The organism is Nocardia carnea (assembly GCF_029868325.1).
Classification (GTDB): domain Bacteria; phylum Actinomycetota; class Actinomycetes; order Mycobacteriales; family Mycobacteriaceae; genus Nocardia; species Nocardia carnea_C.
The window spans coordinates 1-9085 of the sequence record NZ_JARWNW010000188.1; the positions used below are offsets into that span (position 1 = coordinate 1).

10 protein-coding genes, 1 other RNA gene and 2 pseudogenes are annotated in these 9085 nt (G+C 68.5%); 9 read left to right on the forward strand and 4 right to left on the reverse strand.

The genetic code is table 11. The features are described from left to right. The 5 genes and pseudogenes from QH196_RS15130 to QH196_RS15150 form a co-directional block, all read left to right on the forward strand. Nucleotides 1–132: pseudogene (locus QH196_RS15130) on the forward strand (hypothetical protein); the annotation flags it as partial. A 31-nt stretch (nt 133–163) separates the two neighbouring features. Further along, a pseudogene (panB, locus tag QH196_RS15135) lies at nt 164–730 on the forward strand (3-methyl-2-oxobutanoate hydroxymethyltransferase); the annotation flags it as partial. A gap of 90 nt (nt 731–820) precedes the next feature. Next, the gene (locus QH196_RS15140; RefSeq protein WP_280416425.1) at nt 821–1288 is read left to right on the forward strand and encodes a hypothetical protein; all 468 of its coding nucleotides are present in this window, start codon (nt 821–823) and stop codon (nt 1286–1288) included. Continuing rightward, nucleotides 1288–2253, forward strand: a complete 966-nt coding sequence (gene pip, locus QH196_RS15145; RefSeq protein WP_280416433.1) for a prolyl aminopeptidase — start codon at nt 1288–1290, stop codon at nt 2251–2253. Before QH196_RS15140 ends, pip begins: the two co-directional genes overlap by 1 nt. Continuing rightward, entirely contained in the window at nt 2250–3131 is an 882-nt protein-coding gene (locus tag QH196_RS15150; RefSeq protein ID WP_280416426.1) for a CHAD domain-containing protein, read from the forward strand. Before pip ends, QH196_RS15150 begins: the two co-directional genes overlap by 4 nt. Before the next feature lie 92 nt (nt 3132–3223). On the opposite strand, the gene QH196_RS15155 is transcribed toward QH196_RS15150, so the two are convergent. After that, nucleotides 3224–3562, reverse strand: a complete 339-nt coding sequence (locus QH196_RS15155) for a hypothetical protein (RefSeq protein ID WP_033244970.1) — start codon at nt 3560–3562, stop codon at nt 3224–3226. A gap of 381 nt (nt 3563–3943) precedes the next feature. On the opposite strand from QH196_RS15155, the gene QH196_RS15160 reads away from it, so the two are divergent. Continuing rightward, on the forward strand, nt 3944–4327 hold the full coding sequence (locus tag QH196_RS15160; protein WP_280416427.1) for a hypothetical protein: 384 nt from the start codon (nt 3944–3946) through the stop codon (nt 4325–4327). A gap of 98 nt (nt 4328–4425) precedes the next feature. Here QH196_RS15160 and QH196_RS15165 read toward each other — a convergent pair whose 3' ends face one another. Then, nucleotides 4426–5256 (reverse strand): NAD(P)H-binding protein, encoded by an 831-nt coding sequence (locus QH196_RS15165; RefSeq protein WP_280416428.1) that lies wholly within the window; start codon nt 5254–5256, stop codon nt 4426–4428. A 266-nt stretch (nt 5257–5522) separates the two neighbouring features. On the opposite strand from QH196_RS15165, the gene QH196_RS15170 reads away from it, so the two are divergent. Beyond that, nucleotides 5523–5924 carry a hypothetical protein gene (locus QH196_RS15170; protein ID WP_280416429.1) on the forward strand — a complete coding sequence of 134 codons (402 nt, stop codon included), beginning with the start codon at nt 5523–5525 and terminating at the stop codon, nt 5922–5924. A 215-nt stretch (nt 5925–6139) separates the two neighbouring features. Here the strand turns inward: QH196_RS15170 and rnpB are convergent. Both rnpB and QH196_RS15180 read right to left on the reverse strand, forming a co-directional pair. After that, nucleotides 6140–6555, reverse strand: an RNA gene (gene rnpB / locus QH196_RS15175) — RNase P RNA component class A. Nucleotides 6556–6608: 53 nt separating this feature from the next. Next, on the reverse strand, nt 6609–7238 hold the full coding sequence (locus QH196_RS15180; protein ID WP_280416430.1) for a TetR/AcrR family transcriptional regulator: 630 nt from the start codon (nt 7236–7238) through the stop codon (nt 6609–6611). A 37-nt stretch (nt 7239–7275) separates the two neighbouring features. Between QH196_RS15180 and QH196_RS15185 the strand changes: the two genes are divergently transcribed. Together QH196_RS15185 and QH196_RS15190 are read left to right on the forward strand one after the other, a co-directional pair. After that, nucleotides 7276–8004: a 2-oxoglutarate/malate transporter gene (locus tag QH196_RS15185; protein WP_280416431.1), complete on the forward strand. Its 729-nt coding sequence runs from the start codon at nt 7276–7278 to the stop codon at nt 8002–8004. A gap of 39 nt (nt 8005–8043) precedes the next feature. Next, nucleotides 8044–8931: an alpha/beta hydrolase gene (locus tag QH196_RS15190; protein ID WP_280416432.1), complete on the forward strand. Its 888-nt coding sequence runs from the start codon at nt 8044–8046 to the stop codon at nt 8929–8931. Nucleotides 8932–9085 lie beyond the last annotated feature (154 nt).

A 9085-nucleotide genomic window follows, 5' to 3' on the forward strand; every position in this document is an offset into this window, starting at 1 on the left:
GGTGGTACCGCCGTGCATATCAACTCCGGTGCCGCCGCGCTCGCCCTGGCGATCGTGGTCGGTAAACGCGCCGGCTGGCCCAAGACCCCCTTCCGGCCGCACAATCTGCCGTTCGTGATGCTGGGTGCCGCGGGGGGGGGGGGGGGGGGGGGGGGGGCGCCCCCCCAACGCCCTGGTGGTCGCCGACCTCCCGTTCGGCAGCTACGAGAGCTCCCCCGAACAGGCGCTCGCGACCGCCACCCGGTTCATGAAGGAGGGCGGCGCGCATGCGGTGAAACTGGAGGGCGGCGAACGCGTCGCCGATCAGATCGCCCTGCTCACCGCCGCCGGTATTCCGGTGATGGCGCATATCGGGTTCACCCCGCAGAGTGTGAATACCCTCGGCGGTTTCCGGGTCCAGGGCCGCGGCGCGGGCGCCGAAGGCCTGCTGACCGACGCGATCGCGGTACAGGCCGCGGGCGCGTTCTCGGTGGTGATGGAAATGGTGCCCGCCGACGTCGCGGGCCAGGTCACCCGGAAGCTGACCATCCCGACCATCGGTATCGGCGCCGGTGCCGACTGCGACGCCCAGGTGCTGGTGTGGCAGGACATGGCCGGGTACACCAGCGGTAAGACCGCGAAGTTCGTGAAGCGGTTCGCCGCCGTGGGTGATGATCTGCGCACGGCGGCCGCCGCGTACGCCGACGAGGTGCGTAGCGGTACTTTCCCGGGGCCCGAGCACAGCTTCTGAGCCCGCGTCCGGGCCGGAGCGGCTTCCCACCTCTGCCGGAGATGGCAAACTCGGTGTCGAGAAGTTTTCGACTCGAGTACAGAGGTACTGATGCGGCAACGCGCTTGGACAACCGTTCGGACGGCACGGGGCGCCCTGATGGTGGTGGGAGTGTGCGGGGCGGCACTGCTCACCGCATGTGGCGGTGTGCAGACCGGTTCACCGGCCGCAAGCGATCCCTCCACTTCCACCACCACGAGCGCGACCGCCGCGCCGACCGGTACCAGCGCCGCGCCCGCCACGCCCCTCGAGGTTTCGGACAAGGCCGCGCAGAACCTGTGCGACATGATGGAACCGGAGCTGTCGAACTGGCGGGTGCAGGGCCCGACGATCGGCCGGATCGGTTTGAACCTCATGGCGCACGAATGGGCGCTCACCAACGGTGTGGGAAATCAGCAACTGCTGGGTGATACGGCAGTTGTCGACCGGACCACCTCCGCCGCCTGCCCGGATGTGCGGACCCAGGCCCTCGAAGCGCTGGAGCTGCCCGAGCTGGCAGCCGGCGTGCTGACGCTGTGATGCGCACCCTGTATCCCCCGATCGAACCGTACGACCGGGGCATGCTCGAGGTCGGCGACGGCCAGGCGATCTATTGGGAGACCAGCGGTAACCCGGCCGGTAAACCCGCGGTGTTCCTGCACGGCGGCCCGGGCGGCGGCACCTCCGCGCTCAACCGCCGCTACTTCGATCCCGAGCGCTACCGGATCGTGCTGCTGGATCAGCGCGGCTGCGGGAATTCCACCCCGCATATCGCCGACGGCGCCGATCTGTCGGTGAACACCACGGCGCACCTGATCGCCGATATCGAGGCGGTGCGCGCCGAACTCGGTATCGAACGGTGGCTGGTCTTCGGCGGTTCCTGGGGTTCGACCCTGTCGCTGGCCTACGCGCAGAAGTATCCGCACCGCGTGACCGAACTGGTGTTGCGCGGGATATTCCTGCTGCGCCGCAAGGAAATCGACTGGTATTACAACGGCAGCGCGGGATACGTGTACCCGGACGAATGGGAGAAGTTCCTCGCCCCCGTCCCGGCCTCCGAACGCGACGGTGACCTGGTGGAGGCCTACCACCGGTTACTGCACTCCGCCGACCCGGAAGTCGCGACCGCGGCCGCCGTCGCCTGGTCCAGCTGGGAAGCCGCGACCAGTTCGCTGCGCCCCGACCCCGAGCGCACGGCCGACGCCGGCGACCCGCGTTTCGCGCTGGCCTTCGCCCGGATCGAGAACCACTACTTCCGGCACGGCGGTTTCCTCGACGAGGGACAACTGCTGCGCGATATCGGTGCGATAACCCATATTCCGGGAATCATCGTGCAGGGCCGCCACGATATCGTCTGCCCGGCGATCAGCGCATGGGACCTGCACCGGGCCTGGCCGCATTCGCTGCTGCGGATCGTCGACGATGCCGGGCATTCGGCCACCGAACCCGGCATCGTGCACCACCTTGTCGAGGCCACCGATACCTTCGCGGCGGTACCCGGATGAGCTCGGAGCCCGGCACCGCCGGGACGGCACTTACTGCCGCATTACGCGCCGATATCGAACGGTTGCTCGCGGCCGAACCCGAAGTCCGTGCCGACGCCGACGATTCGGTGCACCAGATGCGGGTCGCGACCCGGCGGCTGCGCAGTGTCCTGCGCTCCTATAAACGGCTACTCGACCCCGATGCGGCCAACCGGGTGCGCACCGAATTGGCCTGGCTCGCCGGAATTCTGGGCGTCGCGCGGGATGCGGAAGTCCGCGGCGCCCGGTTCGCCGACCTGCTCGACCGGTATGCCGAAAAGGATTCGGCCGCATTGAAGCCCACGCGCAAGCGGCTGGTCCGGGCGGAGCGCGACCGCTACCTCGCCGCACACGGCGCGGTTCTGACCGCCCTGGACAGCACCCGCTACCGGGCTGTCCGCGGCGAGCTGAAGAAGTGGCGTAAGCACCCACCGCTGCGCACCTCGGTGAGCGCGTCGCCCGCGGCCGAGGTTTTCGATGCCGTCCTGCGGGCCGACCGTAAACGGGTACGCCGCCTGGTGCGGGCAGAACCGACCGCGGCACCCACCGACCGCGTCGAACTACTGCACGATATCCGTAAGAGCGCCAAGCGGTTACGGTACTCGTGCGATGCGGCGGAAGCCGTGCTGGGTGAGTTCGCCGCGGACCTGGGCGGGCGGGCCAAACATCTGCAGACCGTACTCGGCGACCACCGCGACGCGGTCGAATCGTATGACGCCCTGCGTGCGCACGCCGCCGCCGCGCACGCCGCCGGCGAGGACACCCATCTGTACGAAACTCTCGCCGATGCCGAGGACACCGCGGCCGGCCGCTGCCTGGCCCGGTATCCGGCGGCCGCGGCAGCCATCGACAAGTCCTGAGCCGGCCACTCCGCGATCATCCATCGCAGACACACGACTCGGGCCGGCACCGAGATCCGGTACCGGCCCGAGCCGCGAAAAGCGTTGCCGCGCTACTGCACTGCCAGCATCGACCCGTTCAGTTCATGCAACGGACCGAATACGGTGAAAACCACCCGCCCGTTCGGCTGCGCCGAGGACACCGCCGCGGCCGCGTCCAGCGCCATCCCGAACGAGGGAGCCGACGGATGCGGGATAGCCGCGAGCATATGCCCGAAATTGCTGTTGTGCACCCACTGGGTATCCGCGGGGCTGAGGTCGACCCGCACCCCACCGACATCGGGCATCGGTGTCACCGCGACCGCACCGGCCGAACCGGCGCCCACGGTGGCGAGAACGGATGCGGCCCCGGCGATGAAGGCTCCGGCTGCCAAGGTACGTGCTACCCGCATATGTGATGTGACCTGTCTTTTAGAGGTATGAATCGGCTCGACGGCGCATTCGAGGGCGACGGCGAGCCTGCCGACGCGCATACCTTATGACGCCGATCACCCTTTATGCCACCTCTGCACGAATCTCTCGCGAAAAGTTCGCCCCTCCCCCGCAACTGCTACTGTGGCGAACCGTAAGCGTTCAACGAATCCGAGTTGGAGTTTCCTCACGTATGTCCACTCTCATCTATGACTATCTGCTCCCCCTCGTCGGCCCGCAGCAGGCCACCGCACTGGCGCAGATGTTCGTCGTCGGACCCACGGCCTGATCGGCCACTGGGTGAACATCGCCCCCCGCCCGGCGGGGGACGGTGTCCACCTCGTGGAGTTACCATCCGGGCCGTGAACAGACCCTCAGTTCTCCTACCCGCCGCCCTCGTCGTGCTCGCGATCGCCGCGACCGCCTGCCAGAGCGATAGCGCGGAACCGGAAACCGCCGCGACCTCATCGGTCGCGAACCCCGATACCGCGAAAATCGACCAGGTGAAGGCCGGTTCGTTCGTCATCGGCTTCCGCGGCGCCTTCCCCGGGCTGGCCGAGGGCCGCGACGACGCCGCGATCACCGCGATCTTCACCGAGACCTGCGCCGATATCCGGGCGGGTACGCCCGAGGACGAGGCCACCGCCGCGCTCGCCGAACGCCTCGATACCGGTGGGACTACGCCGGCACCACAGGAAACCGACGCCGTCTATCAGATGGTCGCGGCAATGTGCGGGCAGCAGTAACAACAGCCCGTACCGGCCTTTCCGATCGATACCTGGAACGGGCTCGGACCGAAATCAGCGGTCCGAATTACCCGGAAAGGGCGGAAATCCCTCTTTGCTCAATCCCGCGCCCCGGAATCCGGGCCGAAAATCGCGGAAGCGTAGCGCGCCGCCCATTCGGCGAAGGTCATCGCGGGGCGGCCGGTGATTTCTTCGGCGATCCGGTTCGCCGGCAAGGTGATCCCGTCCAAACCGGTGAGCACATTGTCGACGTACCAGGTGGCGGTATCGCCCATCGTCGGCGTGAGTACCCGGATCGTCTCGTCGCGGGTCGCCCGCACGAATTCGAGCTCGCGCCCCAGTGCGGACGCCAGTTGCGCCAGCAGTTGCGCCCGGGTGAGTTTCTCCGGGCCGGTCAATGAATAGGCGCGGCCGATATGGTCGTCGCCGGTCAGCGCCGCGGCGGCCACGGCCGCGATATCGTCCATGGCGATCGGGGTACTGCCGGCATCGGGGTCGGGTTCGCGGACCGTGCCGGTCTCCCGGATCTGGCGCGCCCAGATCTCGGTGTTCTCCATGAAATCCCCGGGCCACAGATGCGTCCACGCCACACCGCTCGCCTCGACCGCATTCGACACGGTGCCCCACCAGCTGTCGGGTTCGCCGGACAGATCGACGATATGACGCACCCCCGCGCCCTTCGCCAGCGCGACCACTTCCTCCACGGTGTCCGGCGCCGGCGCCAGGTACATCCGTTCGACGCCGTCGAGTGCGGCGCGCAGGGTTTCCGGTTTGCGGACATACCCGCGGACGGCCGCGACACCTTCCGGCAGCGCCGCCTTCTCCGGGTTCACGGTCAGCGCGCGAATATCCCCCACGCCGCGGGCCAGCAGTTCGTCGACAACCTTCCGGCCGATATTGCCGGTGGCCCCGGTCACCAGAATCGTCATATACCCCTCCCGTCCCCACGATTTGCCGACGGCGACTGTAATGCGCGCAGGTGCTGCTGTCCAACCCCTATTTTCTGGGACACCCCGGGTAGTAACCCCCGGACCGGCCGGCGCGACTACACAGACAACCGCGTCGTTGCAGCGCATCGACAGGTTACCCGGCGGACATACGGGCCCTCGACGCCCAGGCGTCCGCCACCGAAACCGACCCGCCCGAACCGAAGCGGCCGCAGCTCCGGCGAAGGCTCAGCCCCGAGGAAGTTCCGATGAGCTATATCGACATCCTGGTCCGCCTGCAGAGCACGGACCATCGGATCCTCATGGACCGAGCAGCCGTGAAGGGCCGCACCGTCACCGAGCTGGCAACCGAGGTGTTGCGGGCCGGTATCCACAGCCGGGCCCGGGAAGCCCGCGAAGCCGCCTGGGCCGAATACCGCACGACCCACCGCATCGATGCTGCCGAAGTGGATGCGGTGCGGACGGCGTTCGTCGCGGGCTGGGAAACGGCCCACGGAAGAGCCGGAACCGCACCCGTACGCCGGCCGCGTAACCGAGCCGCCACCACAGCCGATCCGGAGGGCAGTACCACCGCCCTGCGCAAGCTGCCCTCCGCCCGGGCCGCCTCCGCACCGGTCACCCATGGCCCCCGGGTCAGCCGGATGCGGTGACACGGCGGCACCACACGCGTGCACTCTCGAACTGTCGCCCCCTGGAGCGGGACCTGCGGTAACCGCACCCTGTCCCGTGTGTGTCCCGTCGTCGCCCGGAGCCCACGGTGTGCCCGCCGCCCGAGTCGCCGACCACCGGTCCCGGCGGCAGACCGGTTCGGAAATGCTGGTTTCAGCGGGCAGTAACCCGCTGTGATCATGGGATGTTCCGGGCGCGGATGAGCCGGCCTGTAAGCCGGATCCTGTCCCCGGTTCGCACCGGGTGGCGGCCATCCATCTGGGCACACCGTCGCCGGGTACCTCGAGCGGTCCACCCGCAGGCTCGGGCGAGCAGCCCTCGAACACCTGCGCAACCGCACCGTAGGGTGCGGCCTTCGACCTTGCTCCGGGCGGGGTTTACCGAGCCGCCCCGGTCACCCGGGGCGCTGGTGCGCTCTTACCGCACCGTTTCACCCTTACCGCGCGGCCCTGACGGGCCACGGGCGGTCTGTTTTCTGTGGCACTGTCCCGCGGGTCGCCCCGGGTTGCCGTTAGCAACCGCCCTGCTCTGTGGAGTCCGGACTTTCCTCGGCGCCCGGCGTGACACTCTGCGAGTGTCCGTTCCCGGCGCCGCGACCGCCCGGCCGGCTCATCCGCCGCACACGATACTCGCTGCCGGCCCCGGCTCCCGCCCCGACCGGTCGATCACGTGGGTGTCAGCAGTTCCCGCACCAGGGCCGTGCCCCACCAGCGCTCGACCCGGTCCGGAGCCCACCCGCGCTCGCCGGTCAGCACGGTGAACACGTCGATATTGCAGAGTGCGGCGTAGATATCGACTGCCTCGTCCACGGTGAGCCCGGGGCGCAGCACACCGTCCGGCCATCCGGAGAACACCTGGATGCGGGTCTCGTCGGCGCGGTGGCGGCCGTCGCGGTACTCGCGCGCGAGTTCGGGTTCGGCGCGGCCCGCCTCCCGCAGCAGCACGATGACATCGCCGGCCCGTTCGAACAGCCGGCGGTCGTACCCGGCCATGGCCGCCAGCTGCGCGGCCGGGCCGGGCGCGGCTTCCAGTTCGGTGATCATGCGCGGGAGGTCGCCGGAGAGATCCGCGGCGTCGGCCAGGGCCCGGGTGAGCCCCGTCTTGTTGCCGTATGCCGCATACACCGTGGGCACGGAGACGCCGGCGGCCTTGGCGACCTCACGCACCGTCGTCGCCGCCCAGCCTCGCGTGAGGAAGAGTTCGCGGGCGCAGCGGGCGATCTGCGCGGTGGTCTCCTGGGCCTGTGCGGTCCTGCGCAGCGAATCGTATCGGCGCCGGTCGGGCTCGCCGTTCATGGTTCCCCTTTCGATTTACACACCTTATATTGAATATATGTCCAGAAAATCCTTCGACGCCGTGGTCGCCCAGCGAACCGCCGGCGCGGCGGGAATCGGCTTCGCACTGCTCATCGTCGCCGCCAATCTCGTCCTCGTACCCGCCGGAATGCCCTCGCCCGGTTCGTCCACCGACGAGGCGATCGAATTCTTCCGCTCCACCGACCGACCCACCCTCGCGGTCTCGGCCCTACTCCCTGCCGTATGGGCCCTGGCAACCCTGTTCGCCGCAGGCGCCCTGGCGGCGGTCCTGTCCGCCGGCGGCCGGACCGCCTGGGTCTACGCGGGTTTCGCCGGAGTACTGCTGCAGAACGCCACCTTCACTGTCGTGGTCGCGATCCGCCTGGCAATGACTACGGTCGGCGATCCGGCGAGTATCGGCACCCTCTGGGCGCTGCACGAAGCGGTATTCGGGTTCAACGGCACGTTCCTCGCGCTGGCCATGTTCGGACTCGGCACAGCCGGATTCACCGCCGGTCTGCTCGCCCGGTGGCTGCTGGTGCTCGGAATCGTCGCGGCCTGCCTGCAATTCGCCTCCGCGACCCTCACACCGCTGATCGTCACCGGTCACGACACCCTCTCGCTGCTCGGATTGGCCGGCTGGCTGCTGTGGGCGGTATGGCTCACCGGCTACGGGATCACCCTGATCCGTTCCGCCGGGCACACCCGCTACGGCCCCGCGGCCACGACCCCGGCCGGCCCCGGCACCGGCGCCCACCCGGACTGACAACGTCGGCGAAACAACACCTCGGTACCGTCACTGATCATGGAGCGTGTGGAGGTCGGCTTCCCGTCGGGAGGTCAGAAATGTGCCGGCTGGCTGTACCAACCGGCCGGTCCGCCCAAACCTCGCCCGATCGTCGTGATGGGGCACGGACTGGGTGCGAACCGGGAAATGGGACTGGATCGGTACGCGCGGCGGTTCGCCGCCGCGGGAATGGGGGTACTGGTATTCGATTACCGGCATTTCGGTAGCAGTGACGGCGAACCGCGGCAAACGGTCAATATTTCGCGGCAGCGCGAGGACTGGACCTCCGCCATCGCCTACGCGCGGACCCTGCGGGGTTTCGACGCCACGCGGATCGCGCTGTGGGGGACCTCGCTGGGCGGCGGTCACGCACTGGCCGTGGCACCCGACGATGCCTATATCGCGGCGGTCGTGGCACAGGCGCCGTTCGTCAGCGGATTCTCCTCGGCGCTGGCGAAGGGACCCATCAGTCTGCTGAAGGTCGGCACCCTTGCCATCACGGATGCGTTGTTCGGCATGATCTTTCGTAAACCGGTCCAGGTCCGGCTCGCCGGGCGGAAACGCGCCGCGGCGATGGCGACCGGGACGCAGGTGCCGGCCGGGTTCGGCCGCTTGGCCGAAGAGAGTCCGGCCTACCGGCCGAAGATTCCGGCGCGCGCGGCTTTTCCGCTGCTGTTCGACCGGCCGGGCCGGCATGCCAAAGAACTGAAGATGCCGGTGCTGTATGCCCTGTGCGACCAGGATTCGATCACACCGGTGAAACCCGCACTGCGCGCCGCCGGGAAAACCAAACACGCCCAGGTGAAGCGCTATCCCGCCGGGCATTTCGATATCTATTTCGACGATCTGTTCGAGCAGGCCGTCCACGACCAGACCGAGTTCCTCACCGCGGTACTACGGCCGTGAAAAGGGCCGCGGTACCGGGCAACTGCGCCGTACCGGTACCGCGGCCGGGGGGGGGGGGGGGGGGGGCGCCCCCCGCCCCCCCCCCACGCGGGGGCGCGGGAAGAAAAGATAGAGAAGAAAGTGAGTATTTGTTAGTTATTTTAAAGATGGAGTT

Excerpts from the sequence above, each read along its gene's own strand:
- QH196_RS15140 (WP_280416425.1), top strand. The coding sequence starts at position 821 with ATGCGGCAACGCGCTTGGACAACCGTTCGGACGGCACGGGGCGCCCTG.
- pip (WP_280416433.1), top strand. The coding sequence starts at position 1,288 with ATGCGCACCCTGTATCCCCCGATCGAACCGTACGACCGGGGCATGCTC.
- QH196_RS15150 (WP_280416426.1), top strand. The coding sequence starts at position 2,250 with ATGAGCTCGGAGCCCGGCACCGCCGGGACGGCACTTACTGCCGCATTA.
- QH196_RS15155 (WP_033244970.1), bottom strand. The coding sequence starts at position 3,562 with ATGCGGGTAGCACGTACCTTGGCAGCCGGAGCCTTCATCGCCGGGGCC.
- QH196_RS15165 (WP_280416428.1), bottom strand. The coding sequence starts at position 5,256 with ATGACGATTCTGGTGACCGGGGCCACCGGCAATATCGGCCGGAAGGTT.
- QH196_RS15170 (WP_280416429.1), top strand. The coding sequence starts at position 5,523 with ATGAGCTATATCGACATCCTGGTCCGCCTGCAGAGCACGGACCATCGG.
- QH196_RS15180 (WP_280416430.1), bottom strand. The coding sequence starts at position 7,238 with ATGAACGGCGAGCCCGACCGGCGCCGATACGATTCGCTGCGCAGGACC.
- QH196_RS15185 (WP_280416431.1), top strand. The coding sequence starts at position 7,276 with ATGTCCAGAAAATCCTTCGACGCCGTGGTCGCCCAGCGAACCGCCGGC.
- QH196_RS15190 (WP_280416432.1), top strand. The coding sequence starts at position 8,044 with ATGGAGCGTGTGGAGGTCGGCTTCCCGTCGGGAGGTCAGAAATGTGCC.